Origin of the sequence: Rhodopirellula islandica (assembly GCF_001027925.1) — a bacterium.
GTDB lineage: Bacteria > Planctomycetota > Planctomycetia > Pirellulales > Pirellulaceae > Rhodopirellula > Rhodopirellula islandica.
In genome coordinates this window covers 50,788-73,466 of record NZ_LECT01000016.1, presented here as the reverse complement: position 1 = coordinate 73,466, position 22,679 = coordinate 50,788, and the positions used below count along the sequence as shown (strand labels likewise).

At 57.6% G+C, this 22,679-nt stretch carries 1 protein-coding gene; it reads right to left on the bottom strand.

Annotated elements, in window-relative coordinates; all coding sequences use genetic code 11:
- Positions 1–61: 61 nt before the first annotated feature.
- Complete coding sequence (locus tag RISK_RS07270) at positions 62–22,609, bottom strand: tandem-95 repeat protein (protein ID WP_047813617.1); 22,548 nt, start codon at positions 22,607–22,609, stop codon at positions 62–64.
- Positions 22,610–22,679: the final 70 nt, after the last annotated feature.

Genomic DNA, 22,679 nt, shown 5'->3' with positions numbered 1-22,679 from the left:
TCTGGCATTGGCTCGTTGAGGTCAACGTCAACGAGTTTGCCGAGGTCTTCGGGACACTGTCTTACAACAGTTTTGCCATCGCGGCGTCGACCGCGGATTGCAGCGATTTGCTGCGATCATCGCTGTCCGAGGAGCCCTCTTCCGCTTCGGTGGTGGCCGAGGCGAGGCGGTCGAGAACATCGTCGCCCAAGTTCACGGAACCTTGCCCGACGAACTTGTCACTTTCGGACAAGACTTCGATCAGCGGTTCACCGGCCGCGGTGGAGGACGAGGCATTGGCCCCCACATCGGAGCGGGAAACCGCCGCGGCGACACCATTTCCGGTGGTTTCCTGGTTGGTCGATGCCGTGATCGATTCACCCAGCGGTTCGCTGTCGTTCCCACTTGCATCCCGCCGGTTCAGCTCATTGATGACCTGCAACGCATCGAGCGAGCTGATGCGAAGGTCACCGCTGACGTCGTAGTAGCGTCCAGGTTGCGAAGCACTTGGTCGGCCGTTGTCACCCTGGGTCACGACCAAGTCTTCATCGACCGTCGGCGTGTAGTCCGATGCGAAGGAGGAGAAGCGATTGAGGTGGTTGATGATCAACAGAGCATCCAAGGCCGAGACCTCACCGTCGTCGTTGACGTCGGTGTTGAGATCGGGATTCTGCAGGCGACTGATGACCACTTGCAGTGACACCGTGGCCAATCCACTGCGACGACCTTCCGAGTCAGCGATCGAGTAATCGAACGAATCGCGACCGGTGTAGCCGACGGCAGGAATGTACCGCAGCGTTCCGTCGCCGACGTTCTGGACTTCGCCCGCCAAAGGTTGGCGTTCGATTTGAATCGAGCTGAAATCGAGTCCATCCGCATCGGTGAAGTTGTTGCTGATGTCGATCGTGATGGCTTCGTTGAGGAAACCGGAGCGAACCGAATCACGTCCCACCGGAGCCGCATTCGGGCTGATCGTGACCGTTTCTTCCGTGCTGAAAGCCCCGTCATCGTCCGCGACGATGTAGCGGAACTCGTCGTTGCCGGGGAAGTTCGTGAACGGCGTGTAAGTGATCGTTCCTTCGACGGGGTCAATGGAAACGCTACCGAACGCGGGCTGCTTGGTCACGGTCAACGAGCTTGGGTCAATCACGCCATCGACATCGACGTCGTTGTCCAAGACCCGGATCACAGTGCTGCCGGGGCTTTGTAACGTTGGGACATCGGGTTCCGTCACAGGACCGTCGTTGACACCGGTGACACTGACGCTGACCAACACCGAGTTGCTGGTTCGGATCGGCGTTGCGTTGGCACCTGCTCGGTCAGCCACGGCGTAGCTGAACGAATCGTTCAGGGGTGCCGAACTTGGTTTGAGTGCTTGCAATTCGGTCGAAACAGTCGGGTCGTAGGTGATCGTTTGCGTAACCGGGTCGAAGGTCACCAGAGCACCCCGCAGTGAAAGCTGTGGTGAACTCATCACGATTTGCAATTCATCCGGATCGATGTCATTCAAGTCGACATCAATATCGTTCGCCAACAGTTCAGCCGCACTGATCACACGGATCGTGTCTTCATCGGTCGTGAAGTTGTCCGGTGCTGGTGTGGGGAAATCGTTGACAGGTTGAATGTTCACTCGCAGTGTGACCGGGGTTCCTGCCAGGCCTTCGCTGTCGCGGGCGACGACCTGCAAGTCAACCGCACCGTTGGCGTTGAGAGCCGGTGTGAAGGTCAGGATGCCGTCTGGTGAAATCGCAGGTTGTCCATTCTGAGTGAACAGAGCCGAGTCGGCCGAGTTGACGGTTGAGACTTCGAACGAAACCGATTGGTTGGACTCGTCGATCGGGCCGGGCGAGATGTTGGTTGCCCACTGCGTGGTGTAGGGGCCACGGTCTTCTTGCACGCGAACGGTTGGTCCGGCAGTGAACGTTGGAGCATCGTTGACTGGATCCACCGTGATGGTGAACGTTCGAATCGTCGAGGCATTGATGTCACCGTTGCCGGCATCGTTGGGGCCTTCGTCGAACAATTGCACCGTGAAGGTGGCGGAACCATTGAGGTCTTCCGCCGTCACGTACGACAGGGTTGCGTTGCCCGCGGCGTCAATCGATGCCGAAGGTGGCGTGTCAAACAACTCGGGGTTGTTCGACGTTTGAACGATCTCGAATCGGAGTGGCTGACCATCCGTGCCGGTGCCAATTTCATCGTTCGCTCCGGGAGGTCCGGCTTGAACGTTGGTGGCCCAGTTTTCGATCACAACACTTCCGCGACCGCCACCATCATTTTGGTCTTCGTTGCTGGTCACATCGCCGGCACCACTGAATTGAGGTGCATCGTTGACGGCGAAGACTTCGAACGTGACCGTTCCCGATGCGATGCGAGGTTCGTCAATCGGTTGGCCGTTGTTACCAACGGGGACGGTGACTCCGTCGTCGGTGACGGTGTAGATGAAGCTATCCGTTCCGACGAAGTTGGCTCGAGGAGTGTAGATGAATCGAGTGATGACACCGTTTTCGGTCACGCTTTGCAGCGTGCCGCCTTCGGCGGTGGTCACTGGAATCGGAGTGGTCAAGGACAGCGATTGGTTGCCACCTGGTGTGGTGTTGGCCGACTCGTTGGCTGGTCCAACGGCGAAGACGTCCAGCAATCCAGGTGAGGTGCCGTCGCCGTTGACCAACACATCGAATGTGCCGTCTTCTGACAACGAGAAGTCGAGTGGGTTCGTGCCAGGGGCGCTGAATTCCGGTTTGATGAACGGACGGTCGTTGACCGGTTGAACGTCAATGGTCAGCGTGACCGGCAAGGAGGATCGCAAGTCACCTCGCGTGCTGTTTTCCTCTTGGTTTGAACCTGGCAGGATTTCGGTCAGCACCACTTCAAATTCGAAGGTGCCGTAGACGTTCTCTTGAGGTTGGAAGGTCAGGACGCCGGTGTCGCTGATCTGAGGTCCTTGGATAAAGAAGTCTTGCAACTCATTGTCCAGGAAGGACAGCGTTTTCACGGTGAACCGAACGTCTTGCCCGTTGATGAAATCAACTTCGTCAAACGCACTCAATGGCGGACCGGCAGCGATGCCGACGGCGAAGTTGTTGATCCGTTGGGGACCCCCATCTTCTGCCACTTCGTACGACAAGTCATTGGCGACGAACTGAGGTCGGTCGTTGACCGGGTTCAGGTTCAACTGCACGATCGATGTCGAACGACGACGGTCTTGGACCAGTGTTCCAGTGTCGCTGGAATAGGTTTCGCCGTCACCTGGGAAGTCGTCACGGACTTCGAATTCGAACGAGTCAAACGGCGTGCTCGGATCGATTGCGTTGTTGAAGTCCACGGGAGGCGTGTACTCCAAGCCGATCAGCAGGTTGCCTTCAAATTTCGGTGTCAGTGTTCCACCCAAGACCGTGCGGTCGGGGAAGTCGAACAATTCCAGTTGTTGAGGACCGCCGGTTGGGAAGCCAACGCTGAGCGATTGATCTTCGTTGTCTGCACCGACGGTGTAGATGTCCAGCAGACCAATTCGCTGATACGAGCCGACTTGGACCAAGGCTTCTGGGATCGCACGGCTGAGGGGGATGAAGTAGTTACCCGTCGTGACGGCGTTGGCTGGATCGCTGCTGCCGGTTGGTTGGGTGTTGTCTTCACGCAAGGTGTACTGAATCACAGCTTGATCGTCGAAGCCGTCGCCATCGGTGTCGGTGATTCCGGTGATTGAGTAGGCCTCATCCGGATCGTTTGGCACCGCGTCGCCGGTCAGCCCGGGACGAATGCGTGGTGCATCGTTGACCGGACGAACATTGACAGTGAACGTGGTCGCCGGGATTTGAGAAGGAGCGATTCCGCTTTCGACGGGATACAACTCATATGTCGCCTGGCCAACTTTGTCAGGGTTCGGTGCAACGGTCAGCGAGGCTTCTGTGTCACCGCCGACGTAGTTGACAACCGGGAGACTGGACAGCACGCCATTGGGGTCAGCGATCAGGCGGACCTCGAATCCGGTGACGATCTGCGAGAGCAACTCGTCCGATGCGGTCGAAGTTGCCGAGAAGATTTCGGTCAGGAAGTCCGGCACCGTGGTCGTCGACAGATCGTCTCGTTCCAAAACATCGACCGTGCTCAGGTCATTGTTGAAGACGGGAGCGTCGTTGACTGCATCGACGGTGATCGTGATCGTGCCCGCATTCACCGAGCGACGGATCGCATTGATGTCTTGTCGCGTTTGGGCAGGAGACGTGATGCGGGTGAAGGCATCGTCTTCCACCGTGTACAGCAACAATTCACGAGCCGCGAATGGCAGTTCACTGTTGTAGTTTTCAGCCGGAGTGAACGTCACACCGCTGAAGTAACGACGAGCTTGGCCCGCGACTTGAACGCTGTCGACGGTGAACGTGTACGTTCCGCCCGCATCGCTGTCGATGGTCGCGGTCGCTGCCCCCGCGGGGACCGAGTTGATCTCGATGGCGTTTCCGCCTGGTGTCGAGAAGGACACGATTCGAAGGCTCTGTTCGTTCTCGTTGAACGGAGCACCGAGTCGGTTGTCAAACATTCCGCTGGCATCCGTCAGTTCGCCCATGCGGATCGCGGAAACAAGTTGCAGCGAAACAAGTGATTGGCCCGCGGGAACACCCAGTGCGGATGAGTCGGCCAAGGCACCGATGCCTGCGGCACGCAATTGTTCTTGCAGAGTTGTTGCAACAATGTCGGAAGAATCGGCGACGGTGAACGGCACGATGACATCAGCACCAGCGGTTGGTTGGCCGGACAGATTGAACTCGACGACGTGGATGGTTCCAGCGTTGTCGGTGATCGTGAATCGTTCGCCGTCAATCAATCGGTCACCGGCGGGTACCAGGATGTTGGTGCCGCTAAGGGTGACGCTGGTTGGCGACAACGATCGAGTGATCGTATTGGACGTCAGCAACGTGACGCTGTTGCCATTGGCTGTCGCACCGATGTCCAAAGTTCGAAGGGCATCCGCCAGCGAGGTTGCAACATCGTCGATGGATCCCGCTGCATCGTATTGGACGACCGCATCGTTGCCCGATGAAAGCGTTCCCGTGGTGTTGAGTTCAATGCGACGCACCACACCATTTTCGTCGGTCAACGAGAATGTTTGGCCGCTGACCAGATCACCAATGACTGGCAGCACGATGTCCGTTCCGTTGAACGTGATCGCGGTTCCAGTTGGATCCACCGAGACAATGTCGACGGTGTCGATCTGCCATGAGGTCAAGGTGACCGACTGAGCGTTCACACTTTGGCTGACCAAGGCAGCCTCCAATGCGGCAGAGACTTCTGCAGGTGTGTCAGTCATCGAGTACTGAACGAGGACCGCATTGGGGTCGATCAAGGTTGTGCCCGTTTGGAACTCAGCAACAACCAATGTCCCATCGAGGAGTTCGACGATCAGGGCGTCACCGGCTTGAATGCCGGTTCCCGCGGGAACGATCACGTCAGATCCATCCGGAACCAGGCCGGCTCCCGCACGATTGACGCTGAGCGATGCGACGCTGTCCATTCGGACGCGGAATTCTTGTTGTGTGCCAGCGGTTTCGACGGCACCGAAGCCGGCCAGCAACATCGCGTCAGCCAAAGCGGTGGCGGCTTCTTCGGCGGTGCTGGAATCGCTGATCGAAACAGGGATCGCACCGGAGACCAGAATCGAACCGGTTTTGGTGAACGCGAATCGAGTCGGTGTGCCGGCGTTGTCCGTGACGGTCACAATCTCACCGTCGGAGATCAAGCCACCTTCGGGAACCGTGATTCGGCCCGCAGCGGAATCGACCACCACAGCGTTCTGCCCGGTGACCAAAGCGAGTTGACCAGAGGCGTCGAAGTTGACAGTCGCATCCGTGACGGTTCCGCCAAATCCAAGCGAACGAAGTGTCAATTCAAGACGTGTCGCCAGGACATCCGCGGTTTCACCGTCAGCGAACTGAACCACTCGATTGGAGCCGACTGAAGCGATGCCAGTGGTGTTGAATTCCACCACCACACGGCGTCCGTTGCCGGCGGTGACAATCAGTGTCTCGCCGTCACGCAGTTGATCCGCGTCGACCATGGTGACGGCCGATGTCGTGGCCACGATCGCGGAAGGAGTCACGTTCACTCCGTCGAGCAACATCACGTCGCTGATGGTCAGTGGTGTGTCTTCGACTGTGTTGGCATAGCGATCGTAAGCGACCGGGGCGTCGTTGACCGGTTCGACAAAGATCGTCGCCGACTGCGTGATCGAAATCCCTGCAGGATTGCGATTGCCGCGATCGGTGTCGTCGCTGACGTTGCCGACGGAGGTGTCTTCGTTGATGCCGTTGTCGATGGCGGTGTAAGTGAATTCCACTTCGCCGTACACGTTTGCAGCCGGCAAGAACGAGATTTCGTTCGTGTTCGGATCCAGTGTCAGCGTGCCTTGGGTTGGGTCGGCCAAGGCAACGGCAGTGACAACCACAGGGGCGTCGTTGCTGTTCGTGCCCGCGTTTTCATCGGCGGCACCGGTTGGGCCAGCCATGTCGTTGCGGGTCAGGTAAGCCGTTGGGAAGACCAACACCGTGTCTTCCGTTGGCGTTGGAACGGCACCAGTGAAGAAACCGGTGTAGTCCGTGTTCGCGTTGCCATTGGCATCGGTCAGGCCCACGTAATCGGAGGCCAAAACAGGAGCATCGTTCTGAGGCGTGACCCGGATCCGTGCGGTCGCAGGGGCCGAGATCGGTCCGATCGCATCGAACTGATCACGGACGCCGTTGCCGATTCCAAGCACGTCACGTTCCGCTTGGCTGAGCGAAGCGTTCAGGTTGGCTTCCAAATCGGAAGGCAATTCGGAGATGCCGTTGTCGATCAACGTGAAGGTGAACGCGTCGACGGACAGACCGCCAACGGTGGTTCCGTTGTCACTGTTGAAATCAACCGCCGGCGTGTAGGTGATCTCCGTGATCCACTCGTTCGTTGGATTGAACGTCGCGGTCAGTTTGCCACCTTCGGGCGTGCTGGCTTCTGCAAAACGATTGTCTTTATTGATCGTGGTCCCACCGGCCGTGATCGAATGCACGAAGACGGCTTGGTTGGGCTCGTCCTGGACATCGGTGCTGGATCCCAAGTTGAACTGGGCATCTGCGTCCGGAGTGGATCCTGCGATCAGTTCCGCAGCGGTGATCGTCAACGGTGCACCACCGTTCGTGGCGGTCGCTTCGACCATCACAAACGATTGGTCGGTGGCACCCGGAGCATCGTTCTCCGGAACCACATTGACGGTCACGGTGCCGCAAACGGGCGGGTCGCCGGCATCAACGTCGCAGTCGATGTTGCCCAGGTTTTGCTGGGTCGACAATCGATAGGTGAAGGTGTCGATCCCGTAGAAATCGGGGGCAGGAACGTAACGGAAGCTGCCATTCAGATCGTCACCTGCATCGGTGTCGATTTCGAGCGTTCCGTTGGTGGGTTCATCCACGACGAAGTACCGCACTGGCAACAGTTGACCGGCGCGGTTGGCCGCACTGATCAAACCCTGAGACGCGTCCACATCGAGCGTTGCGTCTTCGAACGCGGTGTAGGAACGTGGTTCTGGTTCTGGCAATGGAATTGGCAGGACCGAGACGAGGTAATCTTCCACTTCGCCGCCGATCGCCACTCCATCAGGCCCGATGTTGCCAGCGTCGTTGACGCGGAAACGAGCCCAGGTGTCAAACGGCAAGCTGCCAACATTCAATGGCGTGGTGACGTTGACGATGTTCGTGCCAGTGGTCACTGGAACATTCGACAACACCTGCTCGTCGTCGTCAAAGGTGCCGCTGCGGTCGAAGTCGATCCAGCCATTCAGCAAACCACCGCCCACCACGTCCACTGCGATGTCCGTGCCCGCTTCATCGAAGGGGTTCAAGAAGCCGAGGACCTGATCCGCGTTCAACGATGTGAGGACTTGTCCCCCGGCCCCGGGTTCGCCGAAGACGCGGAAGAAGTTCAGTCCGTCATCGAAGCGAACGATCGAGACCCCATCCTCATCGTCGATGGCACGCACTCGAATGCCCGACGCGTTGGTCGGATGAGTCAATGCATCCACGCCGCCACCGGTGAAGTCCAGTTGCGGACGGATGGCCGTCAGCAACGCGATTTCGATTTCTCGGAGCGTGTTGCCCACGTTGAACAGAACCGGGATGTTGCCCGGCGATGGGTTGGTTGCGGCGTCGAGGAATTCAAACGTGAACGATTGCGAACCAATCACCAAGGTGATCGTTTCACGAACGGTCGGCATCGCAATGATTTCGATGTCGATGATGTCGGTGTCGGGCGTCAGAGAAACCGACACGGCTGCACTGCTGGCCGAGATCGGAATCGTGACATCGTCGCCGACGACATCGTTGGTTGCCGAGTTGGAAGGCGTGCCGTCCACTTCGGTGTCGATGCTGTTGCCCAATCGAACGGAAGTGCCGTCACTGATGACAGCGTGACGAGCACCGTTGCCGGGGATTGAGCTGTTCAGTGGGCTTTCCAGCAACGTGGCGTAGCTGGCAGGAGCATCACCAAAGTCGAAGCGGACTTCGGGCATGATGATGGTGAATCGCGTTTCGTCATTGACTCGCGTCTCACGGACGGGATTGCCTGCCAAATCCGAGACGGCAGGGATGCTCAGGCCGGTGACGTCGACGACGCCATTGCGGGTGAATTGAGCGGAGACCGCATTGGCACCGTCGATCAACAACGTGCCACCACCAGGAGCGAAGATTTCGAGCCCTAGGTTGGCGTTGAGGATCGTTCGTTGAAGCGTGGCCGCAACCGATGCTTCGCTGAATGTTGCCGAAGGCAGGAACTCAACCGGGACAGCACCGCCGCTGATTCCGCTTTGGACCAGTCCGCTGGTTTCAAGGCTGATCGTGGTGACCGTGCGAACTTCACCGGCAGGAACGATCGAAGAGGCTTCGTTCAGCTTGATCGAGTTCGCTGTGGCCACAGGAGCCAATTCATCCGGGTAGACCGCACTGATGACAACGGATGTCTTCGCTGCCAAGGTGGAAGCATCGTCGCCACCGCCAACCAGAATCAAACGATCAGGACTGGTCAGCGAGGCATCGGTCGTGAATCGGAAGGTGGTGGCAACACCGCCGACGTCCAAGGTGAACGTCGTGCCATCGACGTCGGTTCCGGTTTGTCCTGCGGGAACCGTCAGTGACAATGAATCGGTCACGCCCGGCATGCCCGAACGCGAAAGTTGCGAGCTGGTGATGTCCAAGACATCCGATGCCAATCCACCCAGCAGCACGCTTCCGTCGCCGGTGGCTTGAGCTGAATCCAGTCCAAGAGAAACGCCGCCAACCGCTGCGACAATTGCTTGTGCAACCTGATCTGGGGTGCTGGTGCGTGAGATCGAAACCTGCCGCATGGTGTCCGTTTCAACAAACGAATTGCTGTCGTCGAAGACGAATTCAACGGTGGTTCCGTTGGCCGTGTACAGGAAGCTTTGACCGGACTCAACACCATCGGTGGTGCCGTTGAGTTCCATTCCTGCGACGGTGGATCCACCACTTCCCAAGGTCACGGTGTGACCGGAAAGGGTGCCGAGCTGGATCGAATCGAATCCGATCGCGACGGGAGCCAGGTCCAAACGCTGAGCGTAAGTTTGACCGGAACCGGCGTGGACGGAGTTGATGGCGGCGAGGATCTGATCGCGGATGTCGGCAATGTTTCCGACACCGGCCAGGTTGACTGCCACGTTGCCCGCGGCAGTTGATCCAGTGAGGTTGATCTCAAACGATTGACTGGTTCCGTCCGGAGCGGTGATCGTGAACACATCGCGATCAAGGAATCCGCTGGTGACATCCAAGATTCGAAGCGTGGATGTTTGTGGGACGGTGACCGAAATGCCACTTTCAAATTCGAAGACGGTTGGTCGACCGGCCGAATCCAACACGGTGACTTGATCACCATCGGAAATTTGATCGCCACTGACCGTGTCAAACGCAATTCGCGACTGGTTGTTCAGCGTGATTTCGTAGACCGCGTCTTGACGCCACAGACCCGCCAGAGGCGTCAAGCGAATCGTGCGGCTGTTGGCGCTGTAGCCGAACGTGAAGTCGCGATCGGGTAACAGGCGACGGCCGTTCTCCGTCAGCAGGACCGAATCAACCGTGATGGTGTCAGGGTCGGGGCCGGTGCCCGAAGGATCGACCAGTTGAATTTCAAAGAACTCAACGGTTTGCTCCGTGTTCGTCAGACGAACGAAGGAACTGCCGGGGTCGGTATCGCCCGAGGTAACGTTTTGAGCCGCTGCTTCGACGCCATCCGCGTCGAAGGGATTGATCAGCAAGGCGACGGGACGCCCATCATCGGCACGGTCCAGTGCACCGCGGTCGATGAAGACATTGGCACCTGCACCGCCGGAACCACTGGATTGCCCATCGACACGTGGTTGACCGTAGGCGTCAAACGCGGGGGCGATGATTGGCGAGGCCGAAATGCCAACTGGATTCTTGACCGTGTTGAAGAAGCTGTTGCGGTCGGGCAACGAAGCGAACGAACTGTCAATGATCGGGCTGTTCTCAACCGGGATGTACAGCGACCGCGAAGGGTCTTGGAACAACGCGGTCCCGTCCGGAATGATGATCGATGAGCTGGCGATGGGCAGCGTCGAGTCGGTGCCGTTTTCGTGGAAGGCATTGCCGCCAACGACGGTGTTTCCGGAGGTTGCCGTGTCAACTTGGATGCCAACGTTGAATCCAGAGATGACATTGTTGAGCAGGGTTGGATTGGCACGGCCATCGACCGTGATGCCATCTCCGCTGCCGGTGTTGACGACCGTGTTGTTGACGATGCGGCCGAACAGGTTCGGCGCGGGGCTTTCGCCATCATCGAACGTTCCACCACCGAACAAAATGCCGCCGGTGCCCGAGTTGGACACGACGTTGTTGATGATGACCGCACCCGGAATCAATCCGGTTTGGTTTTCGTTGCGGAGCAAACGAGCAGAACCTGGAAGCGTGTCTTGCGTTGTGCCGGATGTGGTATTGCCTTGACCGCGATCACCCAGCGTCGCCGAGATGCCGTAGTTGGCCGAGTCGGAGATGAAGTTGCTGCTGATGATGATCTGGCCTTGGTCATCGGTTCGGTTCACGTCGGTGATGCCGAACTGATAGTCGACCATCAAAACGTCGCGATCAGGAACCCGTGCCGAGGATTCCGCGTTCGGACGAATGGTCAGTTGGTATTCACCAAACTGCTGATCCGTTCCGCTGATTGGACCAAGCCCGAAGTAAGCGCTGTTGCTGACGACGACGTCATAGAAACCATTCGTCGTTGCGGTGAAGTTCAAGAATGCTCCGCCAACCGTTTCACCAGGGGCCATCGTTGGGGTGAAGCCGGACAAGCCAAGGATATTCGCGTTGAAGTCAAAGTTATCGCCCGCTTTCAAAACCGAGATCACCGGCAATTCGAGAGCGTCGCCGGCCTTCGTGAATCCAAGCGAATCCACATCGATGTCAACCGATTGACCCGCCGAAAGATAAATTCGAACCGAGTCAAGGTCGTTCAGCGGATTGGACCCCAAGACAATCAAATCGTCGACCACATTGAATGGGGAGACACCCAAGTTGACGGCATCGCCGATTTTTCCGACACCAACGAAGGTGTCGACATCACCATTGACAAAGCCGGAAACGGAAGACTGAGCAAGTTGATCCAGGAAGTTGATGTACTCGACGGTGTCTTCGTCGTGATCGACGATCGCGATCCGTTGGCTGGTTGCATTGCCAGCAGCCGTTTCTTCGGCGACCAAATCCATCTTGATGAATCGACCACCGCTGGGGTTGACCGTGATGGCCTGGCCGAACAACTCGACTCGTGTCGAGTTGGAGGCACCCTGTTCCGCACTGTCGGATGTCGCCGCGGTGATCGCGAGAACATTTTGGACTTGGGGTGAGTTGATTGCATTGCGAATCGCTCTCGCCACGTCGGCGGGATCGGTGCCACTCGGGTCGAACGGCACGCGAACGTTTCCGGTTTCGACACCGTTGCTATCAAGGATGCTATCGAATTCAAAGGTCAGCTGACGGGTGCCATCATCCAACACAAACGTGTCGCTGGCGGTGACGGTCGAGTCCAAGCTGGTGCCGACATCGATCAACGTCGATCCAGCGGGCGCGATCAGAGTGACAGCTCCGTCGGCCAAACGATCGTTGGAGTCGAATGAGCGACCGGCACTGATTTCCTCGTTGAGTACCAGGTTGATTGGGTTGTAGTCTTGGGGCACGCCATATTCGTCGGCGGTGCGGATTTCCAACGAATAGGGACCCACCAACGTTTCGTTCTGCCGTTCCGGCTGGACGGCTTGCGGGTGTGAGTCCGGCAAGACCGATGGGTCGAACACGTAGTTCGTGTTGTTGACCGGAGCGTTGATGACCATTTCACCCCGTTCGGCCAAGCCAATGATGATGTCATCGATGTAGACACCCTCGACTTCATTGTCACCCGCACCCGCGGTGCTGATTTGGTTGGTTGCGTAGCTTGACGATGCCCCGACGCCGAACTCATCCCCAGGCATCGAAGTGCCAAAGAAGTCGGATTGCGACAGTCCATAAGACCCAATGTCCAAGGCGGTGGCGTTGTACAAGCGAAGCGTGTCGCCACCGTAGATTGGGTATTGGTCAGCCGACGCAATTTGATTGTATCCCGTCGCTGCCGATGCAAGGCGACCGAAGCCCTCTGCAAATGCATTCCGCATTTGCTCCGTGACTTCATTGCCCGTTTGAGTCAACGTCACCTGGATCGGTGTCGGTCGAGTGTCAGCGAAGAAATTGACATCAGGATTCACAATGGATTCGAACGAGACCACCAAAGAATCGCTATTGGACAACTCGACGGACACCGCATTGAGAAGATGAACTTCACGGTTGTTGATCACCACACCCTGCAACTCGCCGCTGATCGATTCAGCCACACGTTCCGCCAAGACATCGGCGGTGTCATTGACATCGTAGAAGATTTCAAACGCATTTGCCGGTGGTGTCGTGACAAACGTGTAGGTCTCCGGAAGCGATCCGCTCGGGTCGTCTTTGCGGAACACGGAGAACGATTCGCCAGGAACAATCTCGCTGCCCTTTGGAAGCGTGATTGGAACGGCGTAGGTGTTGATCTGCGACTCGGCAAGTGTCGTCACCGTCGTCGTGGAACTGATCGTCGCTCCAAGGACATTGCCGGCCAAGCGGAATCCGTCTCCGTCTTGATCGAGGTAGGCCTGGAAGCTGTCGTCGAACTCATTGAGTGCCAACACGATGTCGCTGCCGATTTCTTCGGCTGTGGTCGTGCTGTTGAAGTAGACACTGATGTCACCAGCGTTGGGGACGCTCAGTCCTTCCCGGACCAAGGTGATTGTCGTGGACTGGAAGTTTCGGAACAGCGTGATTCGTTCACCGTGGTGAACCAAGTCACCCGATGGAATGTCGAAGTCCCAAATGTCATCGGTGCTGGTGACGGGATTGAATGCGAAGGACGTGGTTGCGTTGCTCGAGACCACACTGTTGGCCGCGACTGACAAGACGTTTCCATTGACAATGGCGGAGAAACGCGTCGGGAGATCTCGGAGGACTCGGTCGGCCAATGTGGACCCTGCCGTGCCAGCATTGTCATCCGAGAACGGGATGATTTGGTCTCCCGCCACATCCGGGAGGGCACTGTCCGAGAAGCGAACGACGTAGTCGGAACCGTCGGTGTCCACGAAGGTGATGTCTTCGTTGTTGGCAATCGAAGCACCGTTTGGAATCGTGATCTCGATCCGGTTTTCGTTGGCAACCTCCTCCGTGATGGTGATCCCCGTCGGCGCGGGAATGAAACTCGCACTCGTGTCAGGATTCAGGAGGACGACGTCACCTGATCCGTCCACATAAGCCTGCGTGTTGTTCGGCAATTGCTGCACAATCTTCTGAGCAATAGCACGTTTGCTGTCGAATGAATCGACATAAATCTCGCCGGGGAAGAAACTGTCCGGCGGAATCGAATTGTCAACGTTGGTGTACGTGAGCGTTGTCACTACCCCGTCAGGACCCACGACTTCAATCTGTTCACCAACCTCAAATGTCAACGCGGTAGGAATCAGCATTCGCTGAGCGGACTGCTCGACTTGAGTTGGATTGGACTGGCCAGCAGCGATGTTGGCGTCAACGAGAACATCGCTTGCGGCGCGGAAGCTAACGCGACCGTTGCCTTCGAAGTATGGGGCAAGCGACTTGTCGATGGAGGCGACGACCGTCTGAGCAACTTCATTGGCGGTCATGCCAACGTTGAAGACAACTTCGTTGAGTGGCTTCGGTGTCGTCGACGGCACGGTGACAAAGGTGATGTCGGTCGGACCGTTCGGACCGGTGATGGTCAGTTGATCGCCATTTTCGAGATCGGCTCCGGTTGGGAACACGACGTCGCGTCCCAAAATCGTTTGGAACAGAACGGTATTGAAGAGGTCGTCTTGGAACGAAATGACTTCGTTGTCGACCAGATTCTTGCCCGCTGTTCCGGAAACATTGATGGACCCGAAATGCGTTCGCATGGATCCCGATGTCGAGAAATCGAAACGAATTTGAACGTTTTCGTTGCCTGCGAGAGGCGAGACATCGATTCGAGCCTGACGCCAGTCGTTCCCGTCGTCGAAGATTTCCTGGACAAGGATGCCCGTTTCGTTGAAATAGTCGTACTCGTCGCTGAATGCCAGTTCGCGGTAGTTGTTGTTGGTGGCCAACAACTTCCATTCGCCATCGTCCCCTGCACCAAAGACACGGAAGGAGTCGTTTTGCGAACGAGTCGGGGTGTAGTCGTCGGTCGCTTCGACATCGATGAAGTAACTGAAGTACAGCGTTGGTTTGTCAGCGGGGTTGATCTCGCTCAGATCGAATGGACGGGAGACAACCGAGCCTTGACTGCCACCGGGTGCAATTTGCCCGAGAGCATCGCCGTCTGCACGAGCGATGGTGTTGTCGGCCGCATTGCCGGTGACTTCGAAACCGTAGTACAGCGAGCTTCCACCGACGGTGCGAATCCGCGTTTGGTCTTCGTCAGGGTAGATGCCTTGACCATCATCCAGGTTGCGATCGTTGGTGGTATGCCACGGGTTGATCTGCAAATTACTGAACGCAATCCCGTTGACAGTTCGCGCGCCGTCGCCAACCGACAATCCACTGTCGAATTGCATCTCAATCGCCGAGCGACCGTTGTAGAACACATTCGCCGGTTTGATCGTTTGTCCGTCCAGTTGCAACGCGTAGAGCCAGCCGTCTTCTGTGGCAGCGAAAATGATTTGTTGCAGTCGGCCGTCTTCCACTGTTTGCGGGCCGAACGACATGCTCTCGAAGACGGGGTGGCGTTGGCCAGTGGTGAAGTCAAAGGGAGCCGTGAAGTGATTCGCGTCAGCAACCACACGACCATAGTAAGTCGTCGGAATGATGCGGTTGTAGGCTTCCAGTTCGGGATTGTCTTGTGGGGCCGCAATGGTGTTGTTGGGATCAAATCCGTGGATCCCACCGAGGTCCGTTGTTGCCAGGAAAGTTTCAATCCCGAGGCCAGATGGCGTGTACGCCAAACCAGTGATGTCACCTCCGTCGGCACCGGTGTCATAAATGAACCCGGTGTCGATCACACCGTGCTCAACATCGGGTGATGTTGTGCCGTAGAACGATTGGTAGGGAATCGTACCGTCGAAGCCACGGTGGGTGTTCGCGTTGGTGCTACCCAGGGAAGTGATCTGACCGTTTGATGCGACCGCCTGATACAAAATGTTGCGGGTCAGTTCATCCGGGATTTCGCCCCTGCGACCGGTGTTGTCACGTTCCCCAACCAAGAAGAATCGTTCGTTGTCACTGACCGCGGACGTGTTGATGCTGGTGCCGGACGGGCCAGGCTGGAATGCCATGGCGTGAATGTCCAGTTGGGCGCCGTCGTCCGCTTCCAAATCGGTACCAGCTAGGTTGTCACGTTGGAAAGAGATTCCGTCGTCGCCGGCGCTGCTGGCAGCGGCGTCGAATGGGCTGATGTTGAGGAAGTTGCCAACGTTTCCATTGTTCTCAGCTCCACTTTGCGGACCCAGACTGTAGGAAAACAACTCGCCGTCGCGACGGATCGCGATGTCACCCGTTGGTTGGCCAGATTGACCGATCAGTCGATCGACTTGTCCCGTGAATGGATTCACGCTGACCAGGACGCTGTTGTTGTTGCCTGAAATCGCTCCGTCCAGCGAAACAAACAAGCGAATGTCGTCAAACGAATAGGGAACGATGGAGACATCGTCAAAAATGGGTTCGACGATGGGAGCTTCGGCGGCGTACTCAAGGTACCGCGTTTCAAACTCGCGGAACTCGTCCGAGTCGATGACGGTGCTGCTTCCACCAAGTGTGTCCTCGGCAATCCGACGCACCGAATTGATCGGCATCAAACGGGTCAACGGGTTGGCCGAATCGGGATTGAAGAATTGATCCAAGGCCTCCGGAACGGCCACTTCACCGGAGACGGCGACGTAGTACGTTCCTTCGGGCAGTTCGACAGGTCCGATGTAGGCATCCAAGACGCCGGCTGATCCGCCGTCCAAGTTGGCCATGTCAACTCCCTCGAGCGGACGGCCTTGGTCGTCGGCGATGTTGGAGTCACGGCTGTGCAGGATCAATTGACCCGCTGCGTTGTAGACTGAGATGGAAGAGTTGACTCGGCCCAATGCATCGGCGTAGTCAATGTCAAATGTCGTGGTGACAAATCGGTTTTCGCTGTCGAAAACGTCCGGGGAAACTTGTTGTGTGAACAAGTCCACTCGGTAGACGTCGACGTCTTCGATGCGAACATCCAAGTTGGTCGAATCGATGTTTCCGATTTCACCTGTGATGACCAACGACCCGCGGTCGGAGGTCAACAGGTTGCCGACCGTTTGAGCGTTTCCTGTGGTGAATCCGAGACGATTGTTCTCGGTTTCGAGCGTTTGTTCATCGCCGCTGTTGCGATTCGCTGGCGTTGGGTCGATGTAGCGAACCTCTTCACCCACGTCACCAACCAATGGTGAGTGCAGCGGAGCGCCGGAGACGGCAATGGCGTCCGTGGCGTAGCGAATGTCGGCCAACTGGACCGTTGAACCCGCTGTTTCATCAGTTTCACGCAAACGCAAAGACAGCTGGTACTGGCCATCTGTTTTTTGGTTCAGGGTGCGAACACGAACGTAGTACGTGTTGTCACGCTGGGTATCGCCCGGCAGCACGACTCGGAATCCGGCGTCCAACGCGTTGGGGGATTCAACCGAGCCGACTCCCAATTGATAGAGGGGGCGGACGTCGTCGACCGAAACACCATTGGGCAGATTGGGATTGGCATACAGTTTCGATTGATCGGTCGTGGAGACCGATGCGTCGGTGAGTTCTGAGAAGCTGTTGTTGCTGCTGGCAACCACGTCTTCGTTGACGTTGATCAGTTCGACAACGGTGTCCAGGCCGAAGGAGGTTTCATCGATGTCGATGAACAGTTCGGTGCCACCGGTTGCCGTGAACCGATAGACGTCTTGGTCCTGAGGGGTGGCCAAGGTTCCGCGGATGTTGAAGCCGAGGCGTTCGTTTTCGTCTCCCGCGTACTCGTGTTCCGCGAGGTCGCCAATGACCTGCGCGTCATCCGGGGTGGCATTGATCGTGATGTCCGATGCCAACGCACGCTCGTTCTCGAGCACGTAGGCGACGTTGCGGTCGTTGACGTAGGCTTCCAGTTGCAGGCCTTGCCAATCTCCTGCGGCTGGATCGGTGGCGTTGGCGGCGGTTTGCAGCAACGCACGACCGTCGGGTGTGAAGCCAGCGCCAACCGTCTCATCGTTGAGACTGGTCAAGACAACTGGGTTGCCTGGCGTTCCGATGACTTGCAGTGTGCCGCCGATGCGATCCGTGATATCGAGCGGACGCCCGCTGCCAACCAGCGTCCCGTCCGGACCAAATTTAACGACGAGGCTTTGGCCCACATCGCTCTTGAGTCGCAACGCACCGTAGAAGTGGTTGGTCATCGAGACCACGGAACCTTCGACGATGTGAACGATGTCGGTGTCGTCCCACACGCTGTCGGTGGTGATGATTTCACTCCGGACACGCAATCCATTGAGCGTGTTGAGATCCAACATGTTGCCCGCGATCAACGGGCCTTGGTTGTCCAGATCGGTCCCGATGATGCTGCTTGGGCCGGTCGAGCGGCCCGTGTCCAACACGTCATCGAAGTTGAGTGCATCGGGGTTGATGCTGATCGCGGCGCCTTCGTTGTTCGCAATCACGTTGTTCAAAATGACAGGCTGGCTGCCCCGAACAAAGATGACGGATTCGTCGTTGAAGCCGCGGCCTTCGCGTGTGCTGGTGCTGGCAAATCCATCGGCATTGCGAGTGAACGTCGAGTTGGCAACGCGGACGTCGGCTTGCAGGATTTCCAAAGCATTGAATTCTGTGAATCCACCTTCGATAGGGCTGGTGCCACCACCAAAACGAACTTCCGCGAAATCAAGGCTGGCGGTGGTGTCTTGACGGAAAATCAATCCGCCCCAATCACCAGGCGTGCCGGTGCTGGCACCATTGTTGTTGCTGTCAAACGTTCCGCCGGCACCGTAGGTGTCGTCCGATCGCGAGGTGAAGATGACTTTGTTGCCGTCGTCCCCTTCGGCGTAGAAGTCAGCGCCAAAGGTGGCTTCGATTCGAGCCGATTCGGATTTCACGATGATGCCCGGATCGATTGTCAATCGAGCATCGTATCGAGGCAGCAACTTGGTGCCGCCATCCACATCATTGCCAAGGGTTTCTCCGAGCAGCAAGTCTGCACGGAATGTTGTCAGACCGTTGTCCATGAAGCTGGTCTCATCCAGCATCAAGCGTGCGACCAGCACGTATTCACCTGTGATGGGTGTCGAGCGATACAGGTTGCGGCCCACGAAACCTTCGGCGGTCGGCGGCAAGTTGTTGAGGAAGATCCCATCGTTGCGAGCGACGACCTGCATCGTGCTTGCGTCGCTGGCACGGGATTCACCACCATATGGGTCCACATAAGTCATGCGGTAGTCGTAGGCCTGGTTCTCGACCAGTTCGCTGGTCCCGACCAATCCTGGAACGGTGCTGGTGGAGATGCCGCTGAGGTCAGGGCTTTGTTCACTGGTGAGAATTCCGCCTCGCGTCGTTCCGTCATCAAGATAAAACGTGGCGCGACGATCCAGTTGGGTCACTAGTTCATAGCGGATGACACCAACAGGAGCGGACAGATCACGGCGATAGAGATTACGACCGGCAAACTCACCTGGGGCCGACGGCAAATTGCTCAGACGCACGGCGCCTGTGGTCGAGGAAACCGAACGAGTCGGCAGGCTCGCCAGCGACTCATTTCCGTCGGTGGTGACATAGGTCATCACGTAGTCATACAGGCCATCCGCCAGCGAACCGCCAGCGGTCGATGTTTGAGCGGTGACGCTGAGCACATCCGGACGATCTTCCAGCAGCAATGGACCGCCGGGGTTGCCTTGGATGGTCAAGACTTCGCTGATGGCGTGGACGATGTCATGGTCGTCGAAGCGACCGCTGACCGTCATCGGTTGCAGTTGACCTGCTGCGGGGGTGTCCACGCGAACGAACAACGCATTGATGGTGTTGTTGACGAGCGTGTTGCCGGCGATTTCGGGACCGACGCGACCGTAGTCGCTGGTGAACGAAGCGACCGACTGATAGCGCGGCGAGTGGAAGTTGGTTTCGCGGAAACTATCGGGGTCAGCGCTGATGGCGGCATCGGCGCTGTTCATGATCGTGTTGTAGATCAACGTCGGCCGACTCTCGTGCATTTGCAGAGGCGTCACGACGGGCGCGTTGGTGTCGATCTTGCCGCCACCATATTGCATGTTGGCGTGGGAGACGTAGTCCAAGAAGATGCCCTCGGTTTCCCAAACCGGGCGGCCTTCGGCAAAGTCGAAGTCGTTGCGGAATTCAACACCCGCCCAGTGCCCCGTCGATGGAACGGTTGGCAACGGGTTGTTGTCGATGCCGATGGTGGGATCGTCAAAGCTGGTGAAGAAGACTTCACCGCCGTTCGTAGCGACTCCGTTGGAGTCAACCAAGACCGGTGTCCCCAACACTTGAAGGGCTGCCAGGGAGCGATCTTCGTCAACCGATTCGCTACCGACACTGATCTTTGCAGTCCGCAATTTCAGGATCGCACCCGCGTCGACCATGACGGTGACGCCCTTGGGGACTTCAAAGACATCGCCGTCTGCCAAGGCCCGGTCACCCGTGCCGCCACGACCGATTTCGTAAGCCGGGTTGTCCTCGACGGTGGAGATCAGATTGTCGGCACCGGCACTTGGGAGCAAGCGAACGATGTCACCGGGCTCAGACAATTCGAAGGCACGACTGATTGTCTTCAGAGGCGTGGCAAAGCTACCGTCGTTGGTGTCGTCACCATCGGCGTCTTTGACCACATACAGCACGCGAGGTTCGTCGGCGGCGGAAATTTCGCGAGCCGTTCGGAACCAAAAGTTGAATTCACCACCTTCGACGCCATCGGCATCGCCGTCCAGTCGTGAACCGGCGGTGTCGGTGATGGTGTTGTTGCTGTCAGGTTTGAACGTGACCCGCAACTGGTAGGTGCCTTCGGTGCGTCCGCCCAGTGCGCTGCCTTCGACTTCGCCGTTGTAGGCATCGTTGCCCGTGCTGCTGACGCCAAGGACGTAATCGCCGGCGCTGACATCGACCGATACCAGCGAGTCGTTGCTGAAGAAGTCGTCATTCGATGCGACCAATTCGTACGTGATCGGGTTGGAACCGGAGGCAGGAACAACTCGATAGAGTTGGACGAGTGTGTCCAGCAGGCTGCTGTCTTCCAGACGCTGTGCAAACGTTTCGGCGGTGATGCGGCCCGTTTCCGCAACGCTGAACGAGTAAAAGTCAACGTCGTCGCTTTCCGGGCGATGCAACGCTTGGCCGAGCGTGACATCGCTTTGGCTGAGGAATTCGGGTTCCGTCGGCAAGTTGGGGTAGGCGTTGCCAGCGAAGTCGGTGAAGAATTCCGAATTGGGTTCATCGGGGCTCGATCCACCTGCCGCGACACCATCGGGTTGTTCGAACAAGTCTCCGATTCCGATGACGTTGCCGACGCCGCGCAGGGCTTCCACAAACCAGCTGGGACGATTGTCTGGCGACAAACCGTACCCATCGAACCATGGCTCGCCGGCATCCATGACCAAGATCCCGCGAGACGGGTCTTTTTCGTTGACGCGGTACAGGCTGAAAAGCGTGCCTTCGCCGGCACCGGTGTCTGCTGTCAAGACAACCGCTTGCAAATCACCGGTGACGAACTGCAACCCGCTGTCTTCCGTTTCAACGAATTGAACGCCCATCCGTTTCGAATACAGATCCAGCACTTCACGCACGCGTTGCTTTTGTGCTTCCGTGATCGCGTTGGAAAGCTTTTGCCCTTGGGTACCTGTGCCGTAGAGTTCGGCAAAGTTGTAGGGGTAAATGTTGATACCGGTGGTGGTATCGATTTGCTGGGTCAGTTGAGACTCACGGCGGTATTCACGCAGGCCAGCGGCATCAAACGCACCGGGCCAGTTCGGAATCACATCGGTGGTCGATTGAATCAGTCCGCCATCGACGAGAACGCTTTGTGATCCGCCACCGAAGTTGGTGCCCAGTGCTTGCGCATTGCTGAACGTGTCGGGCAGTTCCAGGGCGGTGACGTCCGAAGGAGAAGCTGGAATCGCATCGCCGCGTCCGATTCGCAAGCGGAATGTTCCGCTGCCGCTGTTGGATTGGGGGCCGAGCAGGGTGTCGCCGCCGATCACCACATCAGGCAATTCCGAGAGGTCGGAGTCGAAGGTCAGCGTGGCACGATTGAGCGCCGGGTCGTATTCCACCAACGTCGGTGCATAGACCGGGTCATCGGTGTTCTCGACGGTGTCATTCGTGAAGATCAGTTTGTAGAAGTCAGGGTTGACCACCGGCAGCAGCACCGCATCGGTTGATCGAACCACACCCGCATTGAGGTTGGACAACGGATCGTCGTTGAAGTACACGTGCACTTGGTCACGAGCCTGAACTCGCGAGGTGCCATTGAGCGTGATCGGTTGCGGGACAACGGCGACGACTTTGGGGCCAACTTCGATTTCAAAGTCGATGTTCACCGCAGGACGTTGGGGATCATCCGGTTGGGCGGGGGTGACCGCCTGTCCGGATGCGTTCCGCAACGCGACAACGCCGGTCGTGGTGTCGTCGTAACCCGAGATCACAATGCGATAGCGATCATCCGCGAGCGTCTCCGCGAATCGAGCCACCACCACTCGGCCGTTCGTTTGATCGCCTTCGAAACCCAGGAATCCCGGTTGGATTGGGGAGTTGAAGTCTTCGCTGTCAAACGTGCCGTCCCCGCCCGCAGCAACGAAGCGAATCCCGTCCAGCGTGCTGCCATCGACTTCCGATCCGCCATCGAAACGGAACGTCAATTCGGAAGGGGCCACTGACAGGACGTTGTTGTCGTTCAGATCGAACTGTGAACCCGTGTTCGCGGCCACGCTGACCAAACGAGGCCCGCTGATAATTTCCGCTGCGAGCAATTCACGCCGCTCGAGTGTTTGGTGGTGCAAACGGCGAGGTTGCGTCGAAGAACTGCCGCGTCGGCGAAGATTTCGTCGTTGGGTCATGGTTGACCGAAGCCTTGCAGAGATGAATCAAAAACGGGAGAGAATAAGGGGGGGAGCTGTTTGAGGGGCC

Bases quoted from the DNA above. Each gene is read 5' to 3' on its own strand.
- RISK_RS07270 (WP_047813617.1), bottom strand. From the start codon at position 22,609: ATGACCCAACGACGAAATCTTCGCCGACGCGGCAGTTCTTCGACGCAA.